We start from the raw sequence: 16,345 nt of genomic DNA, 5'->3' as shown, positions 1-16,345 counted from the left end.
GGGATGGAGGTTCGATCAAACCCGACATCGTCGCCTTGCGTAGCGGGTTTCAATATGTAGAGTGCGTGGCAAATAATGGGACTGGCGCAGAGGCCGGACCACATCCAGGAAACGCACCATGAGACACGCCCTCGCCGCCTCGATCCTGACCCTCGTTCTCGCCGCCGGTCTCACCGTCGGCGCGGCCCAGGCCGAGGTCATTCGCGCCAACACCCCGGCGGTGGGCCTGACCATCGACCGGATCGGCGCCCTGCCGGATGCGGAGCGCGGCGCCTGGGCCGACTATCTGGCCCGGTCGCAGGCCCAGTATCTGGCGGATCGGGCGGCGCTTGCCGCCGAACTGCCGGCCGGCGCGACCCCGCCCCCGCCGCCTCTGGCCATTCGCGGCAACAGTTCGCACATGCCGCTGGATCGCCCCGCCGCCTGGTACGGCACGGCCGAAGCCCGCGCCGTCGCCGACGCCATCGTCACCTTCCAGACCCCCGCCGGCGGCTGGAGCAAGAATCAGGACCGCTCCATCGCCCGCCTGCCGGGCCAACGCTTCTCCAATGACGCCGAGACGATGGAGCAGAACCCGTCCAACTTCGACGCCCCCGCAGACCGGTTCTGGACCTTCGTCGGCACCCTGGACAACAACTCCACCTGGACCGAGATGCGCTATCTGGCCAAGGTCGCGGCCCGGACGCCGGGCGCCCAGGGCGACGCCTGGCGCGCCAGCGTGATCAAGGGCGTCAATTATCTGCTGAACGCCCAGTATCCGAACGGCGGCTGGCCCCAGATCTGGCCGCTGGAGGGCGGTTTCCACGATTCCATCACCTTCAACGACAATGCGGTGGCCGAGGCGGCCATGATCCTGCGCGATGTGTCCAAGGGTGCGGAGGGCTTCGACTTCGTCCCCGCCGAACTGAAGGTCCGCGCCGGCGAGGCGACCAGCAAGGCCATCGACGTCACCTTGGCCGCGCAAGTGAAACAGGGCGACCGCCTGTTGGGCTGGCCGCAACAGGTCGAGCCGATGCGTCTCGTTCCCACCAGCGCCCGCAACTACGAACCCCGCTCCATCGCCAGCGGCGAAACGACCGACATCCTGATCTTCCTGATGGGCGAACCCGATCCCTCGCCTGAAGTTCAGGCCGCCATCCGGGGCGGCGTCGCCTGGCTGGAAGCGAACCGCACCTACGACAAGTCGTTCGAGATGACCGACGATGGCCGCAAACTGATCGACAAGCCCGGCGCCGGCCCGATCTGGTCGCGCAACTACGACCTGGTCACCGGCCGCCCGATCTTCGGCGACAAGGACCAGACCATCCACGACGACGTCAACGGCATCTCCGTCGGCCGCCGCAACGGCTATTCCTGGTGGCTCGCCCAGCCTCAGACGGCGCTGAATGCCTATGCGACGTGGTCGGTGGCGCGATAAATCTGTCGTCTCCTCCCCACTTGTGGGGAGGGGGACCGCGAAGCGGTGGAGGGGCTCTTGAAGTCCCACAGACGCCTGGGATGCGGCGCAGAACCCCTCCGTCACGGCGCGAAGCCGCGCCGCGCCACCTCCCCGCAAAACGGGGAGGAGACAGAGCGCAAAGTTCACCCCGCCCGCTTCTCGTCCGGCCGCAGGGTCAGCACCCGCACGCCGTCCTTCGTCACCGCCACCGTGTGTTCGAACTGGGCCGACAGTTTTCCGTCGTCGGTGACCACGGTCCAGCCGTCGTCCTCGGTGCGGACCGTGCGGACGCCCTGGTTCAGCATCGGTTCGATGGTGAAGGTCATGCCTTCGCGCAGGGTCGCGCCGGTTCCCGCCTTGCCGAAATGCAGGACCTGTGGGTCTTCGTGCATCTCGCGCCCGATGCCGTGGCCGCAATAGTCGCGCACCACGGAATAGCCGGCCTTGCGGGCGTGCTTCTCGATGGCGAAACCGATGTCGCCTAGCCTGGCGCCCGGCCGCACGGCCTGGATGCCCTTCCACATCGCCTCATAGGTGGTGCGGACCAGCCGTCGCGCCTGCGGCCCGACCGATCCGATCAGATAGGTCTTGGAGGAATCGGCGATGAAGCCGTCCTTCTCCAGGGTGATGTCCAGATTGACGATGTCGCCGTCTTTCAGCACCTCGTCCGCCGAGGGCACGCCGTGGCAGACGACCTGGTTCCGCGAACTGTTCAGCACGAAGCCATAGCCGTACTGGCCCTTGCTGGCCGGTCGCGCCTTCAACTCGTCCACGATGAAGGCCTCGACCCGGTCGTTGATCTCCAGCGTGCTCAGGCCCTGCAGCGTCATCGCGTCCAGATGGGTGAAGACGCAGGCCAGCAGCCGCCCCGCCTCGGCCATCAGCTCGATCTCGGCCGGTGTTTTGATCACGCGGCGGCGTCCGTCAGCACTGGTGAATCTACGCCTGCCGCCCTCAGCTCGCGCGCCACCAACTCCTGAAACGTCACGCCCGGATGGGTCTCGCACAGCATGCCGATCCTGATCCAGAACGCCGCCTGGGCGTTGATGGAGCGATAGGACGCCTTCGCGGCCCGACGCAGCTGCTCGTGCAGCTCGTCCTCGATGTTGACGATGCCCACTGGTGGTCTCGCGATATATGAAACGTATGCATAATATATATTTCGAGCTGAACGGAGAGGCAAGAAAGCACGTCCTCGTTTCGTCATCCTCCGGGCCGCGCAGCGGAGCCGGGGGACCCAGCGGCGCGCGTGAGCGCGAACCTGTCGCGGGCTCGCCTTCCAACATGTTGCGGCAGACACATCGCCTTTGGCGCCGCTGGGTCCTCCGGTCTGCGCCGCGAGCGGCTTGCCGGAGGATGACGAAAAGGGGGGCTGTCCATCGCAATGACGCTGGTATGAAATAATGATTTCAATGGACTACCGATTTTTTGACGCCTTCTGCCATCCTCCGTTTCCATCACGCCTATAATCCTAGCGACCGCACTCACGCTGACGAGGAGCCCCCGATTTCAGACGAATTAGACGAATTAGACGGTGTTTTTCTCACCTGCCGTCTGAAACCGCTCACGCGCCGCTCGCGAATGCGGATGACGTTCGCCTTCGCCCCCGCTAAAGCCATCCCATGACCGACACGCCGAAAAAGGGCTGGTTCCAGCGCCTGTCCGCTGGGCTCTCGCGCTCCTCCAAACAGATGACCGATCAGGTCGTCGCCACCTTCGTCAAGGAACCTCTGTCGGAGGCCTCGCTGGAGCAGCTGGAAGAGCATCTGCTGGAAAGCGACCTCGGCCCCGCCGCCTCCGCTCGCATCGTCGAACGCTTCCGCACGCTCAAGTTCGGCAAGGACGCCCAGGAACATGAGGTCAAGGAGGCGCTGGCCGAGGCCGTCGCCGCCGAACTGTCGCCGCGCCAGGCGACCTTCGATCCTTTGTCCGGCCCCAAACCCTATGTCGTCCTGTTCGTGGGGGTGAACGGCTCGGGCAAGACCACCACCCTGGGCAAGATCGCCGCCGACCTGACGGGCAAGGGCGCCAAGGTGATGATCGTCGCCGGCGACACCTTCCGCGCCGCCGCCCGCGAACAGCTCAAGGTCTGGTCCGAACGCGCCGGGGCCCATTTCGAGAGCCGCCGCGACGGCGCCGACGCCGCCGGCCTGGCCTTCGACGCCTATACCAAGGCCAAGGCGGAAGGCTTCGACGTCGTCCTGATCGACACCGCCGGCCGGCTTCAGAACAAGTCCGCCCTGATGGACGAACTGCTCAAGATCGTGCGGGTGCTTAAGAAGATCGATCCCGAGGCGCCGCACGACACCCTGCTGGTGCTGGACGCCACGGTGGGCAGGAACGCCCTGGCCCAGGAACAGATCTTCGGCCGCACCGCCTTCGTCACGGGCATCGTCATGACCAAGCTGGACGGGACGGCGCGTGGCGGTGTTCTGGTGCCCGTGGCCCAGGCGTCGGACGCCCCCCTGATGCTGATCGGCGTGGGCGAGAGCGTCGAGGACCTGCAACCGTTCGACGCGCGCGCCTTCTCCCGCTCGCTGGTGGGATTGGAAGACTGACATGACCGAGACGCCGCGCAAGGGTTCCAACATCCGCCAGGCCGTCGACTTCGGCGCCCTGGTCGCCTTCATGGCCGCCTACGCCGTCAACCGCTTCGCGCGCGGCCTGGACGGGCAGGAGGCGCTGGTTCAGGCGACCTGGGTGCTGGTGGGCGCCTCGGCCATCGCGCTGATCGTCGGCTATGCGGTGGAACGGCGCCTGGCGCCCCTGCCCCTGCTGACGGGCGGCTTCGCCCTGATTTTCGGCGTGCTGACCATCGTCTTCCACGACCCGAACCTGTTGAAGATCAAGCTGTCGATCCAGAACGGTCTTCTGGCGATCGTGCTGCTGGGTTCGCTGCCGATGGGTCGATACCCGTTCAAATATCTGCTGGGCGACGCGATCAAGATCACCGATCTGGGCTGGCGCGGCCTGACCCTGCGCTACGGCCTGTATTTCGCGGCCGTGTGCATCGTCAACGAGATCGTCTGGCGCACCCAGTCGGACGACACATGGGTCGCCTTCCGCGGCGGCCTATGGATCGCCTCGGCCGTCTTCGGCGTCTGGCAGGTCTTCTTCATCATGAAACACATGATCAAGGACGAGGAGCCGGCCCCCGTCTCGCCCGATACGGGGCTGTAGTTCTGGCGAACTGTCACGGAACCGACGCGCTTTTCCCGTCAAATCGTAAAGCATAGCTGATACGTGTTCGGACGAAACTTAAGGGGAGCGGCGCGATGGTGAAGGCTGGAAAAGCGGCAAGGAAGGTCGGGCCGTTGGCGACCTCGCCCAGCCACCTGATGCACCGCGCGCTGCAACTGGCGCTCGACATCTATGCCGAGGAAACCGGCGCCGACGGCCTGACCCAGCGCCAGTTCGCTGTGCTGGAGGCGGTGTCGATCAAGGCCGGCCTGACCCAGACCGAGCTGGTGCGCATGACCGGCATCGACCGCTCGACCCTGGCCGACCTGGTCACCCGCATGACAGCCAAGGGCCTGCTGGAGCGGGAGCGTTCGACGCTGGACGCCCGCGCCAAGGCGGTCCGTCTGTCCACGGAAGGGGCCGCCCGTCTGGAGGCCGCCCGCCCGCTGGTCGAGGCCGCCGACAAGCGGATCATGGCCCTGCTGCCCAAGGGCCAGCGCGAAACCTTCCTGGCTCAGTTAGCCGAGCTGGCCGCCGCCGCCGACGCCGCTCCCGACGCCGCCAAGGCCGAGGCCAAGGCCGCCAAGAAGGCGCTGAAGGCGGTCGAGAAAGAAGCCAAGAAGGCCGAGAAAGCCGCCAAGAAGGCCGACCGCCCGACCAAGCCCGCCAAGGTCAAGAAGCCCAAGCTCAAGATCGTCGAGACGGCCTGAGACAAAGTTCTCCACCACCTCCGCCGTCATCCTAGGCACAAGGGCGAGGATGACGACTGTAGAAGAGACTAAGGCTTGCGCCGCAGCCGTTTCGCATTGGCCGTCGCCGTCTTGTGGATGGGGGCCAGGGCTTCGGCCTGGGCCTTCATCAGTTCGCCGTTCAGGGTCATGGCCTGGGCCGCCGCCCGGCTCCACCAGCCCATCGCATAGCTGAACTGGGCCTCGGCCGCCTTGGCCGGGGTGCGCGCCTGGGTGACCGCCGCCGCCGCCCGCAGGGCATGCGCGCCCTCGTCCATCGCCGCGCGTCCCAGCCGCTGGCCTATGGCCCCGGCGCTGGCGGCCATGGCGTCGGCCGAGGCGGACAGGGCCTCGGTTTTCTCCGAACTCATCAGCGACAGCTCTTTCAGGTCCTGACCTTTGGCGCTGGTCAGGCCCTGGGCCATCAGGCCGGTGCGGGCGGCGATCACCTCGGCCGAGGCGGCCAGAAGTTCGGCGCCGACGATGGCGGCGTTGGCGGCGGTGGGGGACTTGCGGGTCAGTGAGGACCTCCAGGTTGGGTCTCTGCGGCGAAGGCCGCGATGTCGCTCAACAGGGCGGGGATCGCCGCATCGATGATCTGCTGGCCCTTCTCAGGACTGGCCTGGGCCGGGTCCGAGCCGATACGGCCGTCGGGAAAGCGGGCGCGATAGTCCAGGGCGTCGCGGATCGGGCCGTTGGGCGCGATCTGTGGGCTGTAGTCGGCGGTCTTGATCCGATCGGGATAGGCGGCCTGGGTCACGGCGATCTCGGACGGAGTGGCGTGCATCCCGTGGCCGGTGGGAAACAGGCGGTTGCACAGGCCATGCACGCCCGGCAGATCCCACCAGTTCTTCAGCTTCAGAATAAATGGCGGTTGATCCTCGACGAAGCTCCACTCGGAATAGATCTCCGAGATGGTCGCCTCGATGGTGGCGACATTGCCGCCGTGTCCGTTCAGGAAATAGATACGCTCGAACCCGTGCCGGCTCAGCGACGACACCCAGTCGGTGATCGCGGCCATGAAGGTCGAGGGACGCAGGGATATGGTGCCGGCGAAGGCCAGATGGTGCTGGGCCATGCCGATGTTGAAGGTCGGGGCCACGATCAGGCCGCCATCGGTCTTCTCGGCCGCATGGGCGATGATCTCGGGGCACAGCCAGTCGGTGCCCAGAAGGCCCGTCGGCCCGTGCTGCTCGTTGGAGCCGATGGGCACGACGACCGTCTTCGACAGGGGACCGCTGTCGTTCAGCCGGGCGTCGATCTCGGGCCAGGACGACAGATGGATCAGCATGGCGACTACTCTCAGGCTAGGAAAACACCAGCGCTTCTAGCGCGGCGGGGTCAAGAAGTCTTCGCCATGGACGGACGCGGAGCATGGGCGACCACGAAGATACGGGCCGCCTCCCTGGCCCGCGCCGCGCGCTTCTCGGGGGCCAGTTGCGGCACGTCCAGCATGGCGCGCAGGTGGCCGTGGCCCAGCACCAACCCTGAGAACATCTCGGCCGCCTCGTCGGGATCGGCGACGGTCAGACGGCCCAGCCGTGACTGTTCCGCCAGCCACAGCGACACTTCCTTCAGGCTGCGACGCGGCCCGGCCTCATAGATGGCGTGGGCGATCTCGGGCGCCTCGACGGACACCAGGGCCACGCCCCGCATCGAGCCCACCTTGTCGGCGCTGCACACCCGGTTCAGCAGGGTCAGGGCCAGGGTCTCCAGCACCGTCTGCGGATCGCCGGTCCCGCGCAGGGGGGCGATGATGTCCTCGACGCGCTTGCTCGCCAGGGCTTGGGCGATCTCCAGCTTGGAGGCGAAGCGGTTGTAGACCGTCTGTTTGGAGACGCCGGCCAGTTTGGCGATCTCGTCCATCTTGGCCTGCAGCCCCTTGTCGGCGAACAGGGTCGCGGCGGCGTCCAGGATCGCCTCGCTCTTCTTTTCATCGACCTGCCCGCGACGGCGCGCCATCAGTGGACGTCCGAGGGCGGCGCGCCCGCCTGGGTCTTCACCGGCTGGGCCGCCAGGGTGACGAAGGCCGCACCGGCGCAGAGGATGCCCAACAGGGCGAAGGCGTCGCCGAACGCCATAGTCGTCGCCTGCCGTTGCAGAATGCCATAGACGGCCTTCATCGCCGAGGCGGCCGGGTCGATGGAGCCGGAGAAGCGCAAGGCCATTCCCGCCAGCATCTGCCGCATCGCCTGATCGCCTTCACTGATGGCGCTGGTCAATTCGGCCATGTGCAGGGCGGTGTTGGTGGTCAGGCTGGTGTTCAGGATCGCCAGGCCGAAGGCGCCGCCGACGTTGCGCGCCAAGTTCACCAGGCCCGAGGCGTTCTTGACCATGTGCGGCGGCAGGGTCGCCATCGTCACCTGTTGCGAGGCGATCATGGCCAGCATGACGCCCACGCCCCGGAAAGCCTGGACGGAGGCGAACTCCCAGAAGCCCCAGTTCTGGGTGACGACCCGCGCCTCCCACATGCCCCAGGCGCACAGCATGAAGCCGCCGAACATCAGGATGCGCGCATCCATCTTGCGCACCAGTCGCCCGGCAAACGGAGCGGTGGCGAACATGGCCAGGCCCGAGACAACCATGGTGGTGCCCACCTCGGACGAGGAATAGTGCAGCACCCGGCCCAGGAACAACGGCAACAGGAAGGTGCCGCCGAACAGGGCGAAACCGACGATGAAGGTCATGATGAAGCCGACCAGGAAGTTGCGGTTGCCGAACGCGCGCAACTCCACGATCGGCTGGCGATAGGTCAGGGACCGCCAGATGAACACCGGCCCGGCGACGGCCGCGACCACCGCCAGCAGCAGGATATGGGTGTCGTCGAACCAGTCGTTCTTGGCCCCTTCTTCCAGCACGAACTGCATCGACATCAGGAAGGCGGCCATGAAGCCCAGGCCCAACCAGTCGAACCCTTTCGCCAGCGTCGGATCACCCTTGTCGAAGTTGCCGTAACGCCCGACCAGGAATAGCACCAGCAGGCCGGGACCGACATTGATGAAGAACAGCCAGCGCCAGCTCAGCCACTCGGTCAGGTGTCCGCCCAGCGTCGGGCCGACGGTCGGCGCCAGGGTGACGATCAGGCCCATGACCACGCTGGCCGTGACCCGCTTGTCCGGCGGGAAGGCGGTGAAGGCGACGGCGAAGACGGTCGGGATCATGGCCCCGCCGACGAAGCCCTGAATGGCGCGGAACAGGATCATCATGTCGATGGACGACGACAGGCCGGTCGCGATGCTCATCAGCACGAAGCCGGCGCACGAGGCCAGGAACAGCCGCTGCGTCCCCCACAGCCGCGACAGAAAGCCCGACAGCGGGATCATCACCACCTCGGGGATCAGATAGGCCGTCTGGATCCAGCTGATTTCGTCGGCCGAGGCGCCGACGCCGGCCTGGATCTGGGGCAGGGAGGCGGCGACGATCTGGATGTCCAGGATGGCCATGAACTGGCCCACCACCATGCCGGCGAAGCCGAGCAGCAGCATGGTCCAGTTGATCTCGGGATGGCCGGCGACGGGGCCCCCACCCGCAGCGGAAACCGCGGCAGGGGCCCCGCCATCTGCGGCGGGGACGGCGGCGGTCACTGGCCTGCGGCTCCCGGAGCGGTGGATGAGGGGGCGGCCCCGATCACGGCTTCGCCGAAGCTCTGGCCGCCCTGGCTCTTCAGGTCGATCTTGACGTCCACCGACAGGCCGGGACGCAGCGCCAGACTGCGGTCGGCGCCGCTGACCACGATCCGCACAGGCACGCGCTGGGTGATTTTGGTGAAGTTGCCAGTGGCGTTCTCGACCGGGATCAGGGCGAACTCCGAGCCGGTGGCGGGGGCGAAGCTGTCGACCCGGCCCTCGATCTTGCGGCCGGGGAAGGCGTCGGCCGAAATCTCGACGGTCTGGCCCAGACGCACCTTGTCCAGCTGCGTCTCCTTGAAGTTGGCGACGATATAGGTCTGGGTCAGGGGCACGATCGACAGCAACTGGGTCCCCGCATTGACGTACTGGCCGGCGCGGACGCTTCGGGCGCCGACCACGCCGGCGGCGGGGGCGCGGATGACGGTGCGCTCCAGGGCGATGCGGGCCTGATCGACGACGGCACGGGCCTGTTCGACGGCGGCGACGCTCTGCTGGCGGGTCGAGCCCAGCACGCCTGCGGTGCGTTGTTCGGCGACCAGGGCGGCCTGGGCCTGCTGCACCCCGGCGGTCGCGGTGGCGGCCGAGGCGCGCTCGGTCTGGATCCGCTGCTGCGACACCCAGCCCTGTTCGGCCAGCTTGCCGTAGCGATCGACCTCGGCGCGGGCCAGGCCGGCCTGGGCGTTCGCCTGGGCGACGGAGGCGGCGCGGGCGGCGATGGTCGCCTGTTCCTGCTCGGCCTGGGCGTCGACATGGCCGACGGCCGCGATGGCGGCGGCCAGATTGGCTTCGGCCTGGGCCAGTTCGGCCTTCTGGTCGGAATCGTCCAGCTTGACCAGAATCTGTCCCGCCTCGACCCGTTGGTTGTCGCCGACCAGAACCTCGGTCACGCGCCCGGACAGTTGCGGGCTGACCAGGGTCGTGTCCGCCTGGACGAAGGCGTTGTCGGTGGTCTCCCACCGCTGGCCGTTCACCCACCAGATGACGCCCCCCACGATCAGGGCGAGGCCGACGATGACCGCCGCGAACAGCGGCAGGCGTTTCTTGAGTTCAGGCGACATTGGACATCCGGGGAGGGTGCGACGTTTTGAAGCGGCGCTAAAATGGACCCCGCCGTCCAAAAATCAATGTCCAATCGTGTGAATGTTCGAACGCTTCCACGGCGGCGGGGGATTTCGTGTATCTTTCCCGCCGCATGACCGATTTTCCCAAGGCCTCGAATCCCCTTCCGTCCCAGGTCGATGTCGTCGTGATCGGGGCCGGCGCGGCCGGGATCGCCGCCGCGCGCCACCTCATGCGGCCGGGCTTGTCGATCTTGGTGCTGGAGGCCCGCGAGCGGATCGGCGGGCGCGCCTGGACGATCAGGACCGAGGGCGAGGGCCTGGACATGGGCTGTGGCTGGCTGCACTCGGCCGACGACAATGTCCTGGCCGGCCGGGTCGAGGCCGAGGGGCTGACGCTGGACCAGACCCCGCCGCCGTGGCGCACCCAGGCCTTCGATCACGAGATGACGCGTGCGGATCAGGACGTGTTCGGCGAGGCCTTCGCCGCCTTCGATCAGCGCGTGACCGAGGCGGCCGCGCGGGGCGAAGATCGGCCGGCCTCCGACTTCTTCGATCCCGACAGCCGCTGGAACGCCCGGATGGACGCCATCTCCGGCGCCCTGAACGGCGCGCGTTTCGCCGAGGTTTCCAGCCTGGACTATGACGCCTATGGCGACACCGGCGTGAACTGGCGGGTGCGCGAGGGTTATGGCCGACTGATCGCGCGGCTGGGCGAAGCCATGTTGTCGGTCACGGTGACGGACTGCGCCGTGCGGCGGATCGACCGTTCGGGCCCCCTGCTGCGGCTGGAGACCAGTCGCGGCGAACTGACCGCGCGAATCGTGATCCTGACCGTGCCCAACAGTCTGATCGCCAGCGAGACCGTCCGCATCGACCCGCCGGTTCCCGCCCTGCTGGAGGCGACGGCGGGCGTGCCCCTGGGCCTGGCGTCCAAGGTGCATATGACGGTGCGCGGCGCGGGCGATTTCCAGCCCGACACCCAGTTGTGGACGCGGACGGACACCGCCGAGACCGGCGGCTATCACCTGCGGCCGTTCGGGCGGCCGATGATCGAGGCCTATTTCGGCGCCGACCTGGCGTGGGGGCTGGAGGCGCAAGGCCCGGCCGCCCTGTTCGACTTCGCCCTGTCCGAACTGGTCGCGGCCCTGGGCTCGGACATGCGCAGACGGCTGGAGGCGGTCGCGGTCAGCGGATGGGGTGTCGATCCCTGGTCGCGCGGCGCCTATTCCCACGCTCTGCCGGGCCATGCAGCGGACCGGGCGAAACTCCGCACTGCGGTCGAGGACAGGATCTTCCTGGCCGGCGAGGCCACGGCCCCGGTCTATTACGGTACGGCGCACGGCGCTTGGATGGAGGGGCGGCGGGCGGCCTATGCGGCCCTGATCACCCTGGGTCTTGACCCGCGTCGCGACGACGGCGACAGCGAGGCATGAAGCCCGCCAAGGCCAGGAAGCCTGCTGCAAAGCCCGCGAAACGCCCGTCCATCATGACCGGCGCGGCCATTCCCGTGCTGCGCTGGCCGCCGGACGAAGACCGGGTCGAGACCATCTTCGAACGCCTGTCCGGCGTCATGCCCGACCCCAAGACAGAGCTGAACTTCTCCAATCCCTACACCCTGGTCGTCGCCGTCGCACTGTCGGCCCAGGCCACGGACGTATCGGTGAACAAGGCGACCGATCGGCTGTTCAAGGTCGCCGACACCCCGGAAAAGATGCTGGCCCTGGGGGAAGAGGGGCTTGTTCCCTACATCGCCTCGATCGGCCTTTATCGCGGCAAGGCCAGGAACGTGATCGCCCTGAGCCGCATCGTGCTGGAGCAGCATGGGGGCGAGGTCCCGCTGAACCGCGCCGATCTTCAGGCCCTGCCCGGCGTGGGGCGCAAGACGGCGTCGGTGGTGCTGAACGAACTGGGGATCGAGGCGGCCATCGCCGTGGACACCCATGTGTTCCGTGTCTCGCACCGGCTGGGCCTGGCCAACGCCGCAACGCCGGACAAGGTGGAGGCCCAACTGTTCAAGGTCGTGCCGGAAGACTGGCTGCCCAAGGCGCACCACTGGCTGATCCTGCACGGCCGCTACACCTGCACGGCGAAGAAGCCCAAATGCCTGTCCTGCCTCATCGCCGACCTGTGTCCGTCGCGTGCGGGGCTGATGGCGTTGGGCGAGGTGGCCTAGAGGCCAGCGTGCGGCCGAAAAGCCAAGGGCGGCTCGCTCAGGTCTCGCTCGCTTCCAGATCGGCGATCATCTTCTGAAGAAGATCGCGCAGTTGGGCGATCTGCGGCTCGGAAAGCGGCAGACGGTCCACGACCTCGCGTCGAACGTCCAGAACCTGCGGCCTCAGACCCCAGGCCGCAGCGGTGGGCTGGACCCAGACCTTGCGCTCGTCCCTTTCGTCCCGCTGACGGTCCAGCAGTCCGGCGGCCTCCATCTTCTTGACCTGGGGGGTCAGGGCGCCCGTTTCCATGTGGGTGCGGCGGCCGACCTCGCCCATGGTCACGGGACCTTCCGTCTCCCATAGGGCAAGAAGGATGAGGTATTGCGGATGGGTCAGGCCCAAGGGGTCCAGCAGGCGCCGATAAAGACGCGTCACCAGACTGCTGCTCGTTTGCAGAGCCAGGCACAACTGGGCGTCGATCTCCAGGTCGGGAATACGTCCCTCGGCGCGTGAGTGGGAAGCCATGACAGTCTTTAGAACACGCTTCGCACGGGCCAAAAAGAACCGAGGCGATCGGTTCCATCGAAACTCAAAAATATACCAACTCTGATATAATCATTTGTTAGGTAGATAGCCCTACTGCCGGCGACCTTGTTCAGAAGGAACCTGCAGATGTTCGGCAACCGCCAAAGACGCCGCGACGCGGAAGAGCTTCAGGAAATGCGCGAGATGGTCGCGGCCCTTGGGCGCGTCCAGGCGGTGATCGAATTCGAGCTGGATGGCACGATCGTCACGGCCAATCCCAACTTCCTCGCCGTTGTCGGCTATGGCCTGGACGAGGTTCAGGGTCGGCATCACCGGATCTTCGTGGACCCTGCCGAGGCGGCCTCGCCAGACTACGCCGACCTGTGGCGCAGGCTGAACGCCGGCGAGTTCGTCGCCGGCAAGTTCGTCCGCTACGGCAAGGGCGGCGCCCGCGCGGTGATCGAAGCCAGCTACAACCCCATCATGGATGTCGATGGAAAACCCTACAAGGTCGTCAAGTTCGCCATTGACGTGACGGCGGTCGAGGCGGAGCGTCAGCGTCGCGTCGAGGCGGAGCAAATGGCGGCTCAGGTGCAGGCCCTGATCGTCAAGGCCACGGGACAAGGCCTGTCTGCCCTTGCGGCGGGCGACCTGTCCTATCGTATCGACGAGGCCTTTCCTGGCGATTACGCCGTACTGCGCGAAGACTTCAATCGCGCCATGGGCGCCCTGGACCAAGCCGTCGCCGTCATTCGCAGCAACGCGGGTTCGATGCAGTCCGGCGCCGGCGAGATCAGCAGCGCCGCCGAGGACCTGTCGCGCCGCACCGAACGCCAGGCCGCGACGCTGGAAGAGACAGCCGCCGCCCTGGATGAAATCACCGCCACCGTCCGCAAGGCGGCCGATAACGCCCAGGCCGCCGACACGGTCGTGACCCAGACGCGCGCCCAGGCCGAAACCGGCGGCGGCGTCGTCCAGCGCGCCATTACGGCGATGGGCGAGATCGAGGCGTCCTCGACCCAGATCAGCCAGATCATCGGCGTCATCGACGAGATCGCTTTCCAGACCAATCTGCTGGCCCTGAACGCGGGCGTTGAAGCGGCCCGAGCCGGTGAGGCTGGTCGCGGCTTTGCGGTCGTGGCCTCGGAAGTGCGGGCCCTGGCCCAGCGCTCGGCGGACTCGGCGCGAGAGATCAAGACCCTGATTTCCGCCAGCGGGGCGCAGGTCAAGGACGGCGTCTCCCTGGTGCGCCAGTCCGGTGAAGCCCTTTCCGGCATCGCTCAGCGCATCAACGACATCACCCATCTGATGGGCGAGATCCGCGCCTCGACCCAGGAGCAAGCTCTGGCCCTGGCCGAGGTCAATACGGCCGTCAACGAGATGGACCAGGTCACACAACAGAACGCGGCGATGGTCGAGCAATCGACCGCCGCCAGCCTGAACCTGAACCGCGAGGCGGCCGACATGGCGCAGCTCGTGGGCCGGTTCCAGGTCAGCGAGGGCGCGGCGCCGGCGCCGATCCGCCAGGCCCAGGCCCGTATCGAGGCCTTCGCCAGGACCGCGCCCGCCAGACCGCGCCTGGTCGTCGGCGGCGCAGGCGGCGACTGGGAAAGCTTCTAGACCCGGTCCTGAACGGCGCGGGCGAAGCCGGCGCCGTTCGCCGGGTCGTGGTCCAGATAGAAGTCGGGCTCGATCAGTTCGGCCTCCATCAGCACCCAGGCCCCGGCGTCGTCGCGCGCCAGGTCGATGCGGGCGTACAGCAGAGGCTCGTCGATGGCGGCCAGCACCTGCTGCGCCAGGGTCATGGCGTCGTCGTCCGGCGTCACGGCCGTATAGAGGCCGCCGAACTGCATCTGGATGCGGAAATCGCCGGGCACGGGCCGCTTGTTGACGGCGTGGCTGAACCGGCCGCCGAAGAACAGCAGCGAGGTCTCGCCCTCGGTCTCGATCGATCTCAGATAGGGTTGGATCATCGCCGCGCCCTCCGGCGCATCGGTCAGAACCTCGCCCGGCGTCAGGCGCAGGGTGCGAAACGCCCCGGCCGACACGGTCGGCTTGACGATCAGCACCGGCGCGCCGGTCTCGGCGAAGGCGGCGTCTAGCTCGGTCTGGGTCATGCCGTCGCTCCATCGGGTCGGCGGTATCGGCACCCCCTTGTCGGCCAGTCGCGCCAGATAGGCCTTGTCCGAGTTCCAGCCCAGCACCGAGGCCGGATTCGCTACCGGCAGGCCCGCCTCGGTCCAGGTCGCGCAGGCCTTCAGCCAGCGGGCGTGGTCGCGGTGATAGCCCCAGGCGATGACCGGCAGGATCAGGTCATAGGCCGCCAGACCGGAGGCGTCCTCCACGTGATCGGTCCAGGGCGTCGGTGAAACCGTCGCGCCTGTGCTTTCCAGCGTCGCCTTCAGCCGCTCCAGCACCTCCGGCCAGCGGCCGATATAGGTGCGGTCGGACGGATCGGGGGTCAGGACGGCGATCTGGGTCATGACGCCTGCCTATCGCAACCCGCCGACGCATATAAGGGCTTCCTTATATGTTTTCGGGTGACGTCGGAGCCTGCAACCGCTAAGGCGCGACCATGACCCAGAACACCGCCCAATATGACGTCTGCGCCGTCGGCAACGCCATCGTCGATGTCCTCAGCCCCTGCGACGCCGCCTTCCTGACGGCCCAGGACCTGGCCCCCAACTCCATGCAGCTGGTCGACGCCGAGCGCAGCGCCGCCCTGTATGACGCCATGGCGCCGGGCGTCGAGGCCTCGGGCGGATCGGCCGGCAACACCGTGGCGGGCGTCGGCTCGTTCGGCGGTCGCGCGGCCTATATCGGCAAGGTCGCCGACGATACGCTGGGCGAGGTGTTCAGCCACGACATCCGCGCAGCGGGCGTCCACTTCGACACCCCGGTCCTGACCGGCGGGGCCGAGCGCGGCTTCGGCACCGGCCGCTGCCTGATCAACGTCCTGTCGGACGGGGCGCGCACCATGGCCACCTTCCTGGGCGCCGCCAACCAGCTGTACGCCGACGACATCGACGAGGCCCTGATCGGCGCCAGCCAGATCGTCTATCTGGAAGGCTATCTGTTCGACCCGGCCCCGGCCCGCGCCGCCTTCGAACGCGCCGCTGCCGCCGCCCACAAGGCGGGCCGCAAGGTCGCCATCACCCTGTCCGACACCTTCGTCGTCGCCCGCTGGCGCGCCGAGCTGCTGAGCTTCATCGAACAGTCGGCTGATATCGTCCTGGCCAATGAGGCGGAGCTGGGCGCCCTGTTCGAGACCGATGACTTCGACGCCGCCGCCGCCAAACTGGCCGCCATCGTCGAGATCGCCGCCGTGACGCGCGGCGAACACGGCTCGGTGGTGATCAAGGGCGACGAGCGCGTCGTGGTCGCCGCCTATCCCGTCGCCAAGGTGATCGACACCACCGGCGCCGGCGACCAGTACGCCGCTGGCTTCCTGCTGGGCGTCGCGCGCGGCCTGACGCTGGAAGAGGCGGGCAAGCTGGGCTCGCTGGCCGCGTCCGAAGTCATCGCCCACTGGGGCCCGCGCCCGATGGTGAAACTGGCCGATCTGGCCGGTGACGCCGGGTTGAAGATTTAACCCCTTCTCCCCTTGGGGGAGAAGGTGGGGCCGAAGGCC

Annotated in this window: 17 protein-coding genes; 8 read left to right on the top strand and 9 right to left on the bottom strand. The window is 67.5% G+C overall.

Annotated elements, in window-relative coordinates:
• Positions 1 to 118 precede the first annotated feature (118 nt).
• A complete protein-coding gene (pelA, locus tag ACP69V_RS14445) occupies positions 119 to 1,417 on the top strand; it encodes a pectate lyase (RefSeq protein ID WP_426024479.1) in 1,299 nt (432 codons plus the stop codon).
• A gap of 164 nt (positions 1,418 to 1,581) precedes the next feature.
• Here pelA and map read toward each other — a convergent pair whose 3' ends face one another.
• Together map and ACP69V_RS14435 are read right to left on the bottom strand one after the other, a co-directional pair.
• The gene (gene map / locus ACP69V_RS14440) at positions 1,582 to 2,349 is read right to left on the bottom strand and encodes a type I methionyl aminopeptidase (protein ID WP_426024478.1); all 768 of its coding nucleotides are present in this window, start codon (positions 2,347 to 2,349) and stop codon (positions 1,582 to 1,584) included.
• Complete coding sequence (locus ACP69V_RS14435; protein WP_372691386.1) at positions 2,346 to 2,558, bottom strand: ParD-like family protein; 213 nt, start codon at positions 2,556 to 2,558, stop codon at positions 2,346 to 2,348. Before ACP69V_RS14435 ends, map begins: the two co-directional genes overlap by 4 nt.
• Positions 2,559 to 3,060: 502 nt before the next feature.
• Between ACP69V_RS14435 and ftsY the strand changes: the two genes are divergently transcribed.
• The 3 genes from ftsY to ACP69V_RS14420 all read left to right on the top strand — a co-directional run bounded on the left by ftsY (position 3,061) and on the right by ACP69V_RS14420 (position 5,328).
• Positions 3,061 to 3,996 carry a signal recognition particle-docking protein FtsY gene (gene ftsY, locus ACP69V_RS14430; protein WP_426024477.1) on the top strand — a complete coding sequence of 312 codons (936 nt, stop codon included), beginning with the start codon at positions 3,061 to 3,063 and terminating at the stop codon, positions 3,994 to 3,996.
• A 1-nt stretch (position 3,997) separates the two neighbouring features.
• A complete protein-coding gene (locus ACP69V_RS14425) occupies positions 3,998 to 4,618 on the top strand; it encodes an inner membrane-spanning protein YciB (RefSeq protein WP_426024476.1) in 621 nt (206 codons plus the stop codon).
• Between the two features lie 95 nt (positions 4,619 to 4,713).
• Positions 4,714 to 5,328 carry a MarR family winged helix-turn-helix transcriptional regulator gene (locus ACP69V_RS14420; protein WP_426024475.1) on the top strand — a complete coding sequence of 205 codons (615 nt, stop codon included), beginning with the start codon at positions 4,714 to 4,716 and terminating at the stop codon, positions 5,326 to 5,328.
• A gap of 68 nt (positions 5,329 to 5,396) precedes the next feature.
• Here the strand turns inward: ACP69V_RS14420 and ACP69V_RS14415 are convergent, their stop codons facing one another.
• The 5 genes from ACP69V_RS14415 to ACP69V_RS14395 form a co-directional block, all read right to left on the bottom strand.
• On the bottom strand, positions 5,397 to 5,795 hold the full coding sequence (locus tag ACP69V_RS14415; RefSeq protein WP_426024474.1) for a phasin family protein: 399 nt from the start codon (positions 5,793 to 5,795) through the stop codon (positions 5,397 to 5,399).
• Positions 5,796 to 5,863: 68 nt separating this feature from the next.
• Positions 5,864 to 6,637 carry a creatininase family protein gene (locus ACP69V_RS14410; protein ID WP_426024473.1) on the bottom strand — a complete coding sequence of 258 codons (774 nt, stop codon included), beginning with the start codon at positions 6,635 to 6,637 and terminating at the stop codon, positions 5,864 to 5,866.
• Between the two features lie 50 nt (positions 6,638 to 6,687).
• A complete protein-coding gene (locus tag ACP69V_RS14405) occupies positions 6,688 to 7,308 on the bottom strand; it encodes a TetR/AcrR family transcriptional regulator (RefSeq protein ID WP_426024472.1) in 621 nt (206 codons plus the stop codon).
• The gene (locus ACP69V_RS14400; RefSeq protein WP_426024471.1) at positions 7,308 to 8,930 is read right to left on the bottom strand and encodes a DHA2 family efflux MFS transporter permease subunit; all 1,623 of its coding nucleotides are present in this window, start codon (positions 8,928 to 8,930) and stop codon (positions 7,308 to 7,310) included. Before ACP69V_RS14400 ends, ACP69V_RS14405 begins: the two co-directional genes overlap by 1 nt.
• Positions 8,927 to 10,033: an HlyD family secretion protein gene (locus ACP69V_RS14395; RefSeq protein ID WP_426024470.1), complete on the bottom strand. Its 1,107-nt coding sequence runs from the start codon at positions 10,031 to 10,033 to the stop codon at positions 8,927 to 8,929. The genes ACP69V_RS14400 and ACP69V_RS14395 overlap by 4 nt, the downstream gene beginning before the upstream one ends.
• 134 nt (positions 10,034 to 10,167) lie before the next feature.
• Here ACP69V_RS14395 and ACP69V_RS14390 point away from each other — a divergent pair, with 134 nt between their 5' ends.
• Positions 10,168 to 11,469, top strand: coding sequence for a flavin monoamine oxidase family protein (locus ACP69V_RS14390; RefSeq protein ID WP_426024469.1), 1,302 nt, complete (start codon positions 10,168 to 10,170; stop codon positions 11,467 to 11,469).
• Positions 11,466 to 12,209: an endonuclease III gene (gene nth / locus ACP69V_RS14385; RefSeq protein ID WP_426024468.1), complete on the top strand. Its 744-nt coding sequence runs from the start codon at positions 11,466 to 11,468 to the stop codon at positions 12,207 to 12,209. Before ACP69V_RS14390 ends, nth begins: the two co-directional genes overlap by 4 nt.
• A 37-nt stretch (positions 12,210 to 12,246) precedes the next feature.
• Here nth and ACP69V_RS14380 read toward each other — a convergent pair whose 3' ends face one another.
• Positions 12,247 to 12,714 carry a MarR family winged helix-turn-helix transcriptional regulator gene (locus ACP69V_RS14380; protein WP_426024467.1) on the bottom strand — a complete coding sequence of 156 codons (468 nt, stop codon included), beginning with the start codon at positions 12,712 to 12,714 and terminating at the stop codon, positions 12,247 to 12,249.
• 147 nt (positions 12,715 to 12,861) lie between these two features.
• Here ACP69V_RS14380 and ACP69V_RS14375 point away from each other — a divergent pair, with 147 nt between their 5' ends.
• A complete protein-coding gene (locus ACP69V_RS14375) occupies positions 12,862 to 14,334 on the top strand; it encodes a methyl-accepting chemotaxis protein (RefSeq protein ID WP_426024466.1) in 1,473 nt (490 codons plus the stop codon).
• Here the strand turns inward: ACP69V_RS14375 and ACP69V_RS14370 are convergent.
• Positions 14,331 to 15,197 carry an ATP-grasp domain-containing protein gene (locus ACP69V_RS14370; RefSeq protein WP_426024465.1) on the bottom strand — a complete coding sequence of 289 codons (867 nt, stop codon included), beginning with the start codon at positions 15,195 to 15,197 and terminating at the stop codon, positions 14,331 to 14,333. The genes ACP69V_RS14375 and ACP69V_RS14370 overlap by 4 nt on opposite strands.
• 92 nt (positions 15,198 to 15,289) lie before the next feature.
• Here ACP69V_RS14370 and ACP69V_RS14365 point away from each other — a divergent pair, with 92 nt between their 5' ends.
• Positions 15,290 to 16,306, top strand: a complete 1,017-nt coding sequence (locus ACP69V_RS14365) for an adenosine kinase (protein WP_426024464.1) — start codon at positions 15,290 to 15,292, stop codon at positions 16,304 to 16,306.
• Positions 16,307 to 16,345: the final 39 nt, after the last annotated feature.

Origin of the sequence: Brevundimonas sp. PWP3-1b1 (assembly GCF_049896065.1) — a bacterium.
GTDB classification, from domain to species: domain Bacteria; phylum Pseudomonadota; class Alphaproteobacteria; order Caulobacterales; family Caulobacteraceae; genus Brevundimonas; species Brevundimonas intermedia_B.
Note: the sequence above shows the minus strand (reverse complement) of the source record. Positions and strands in the feature narration are given on the sequence as shown.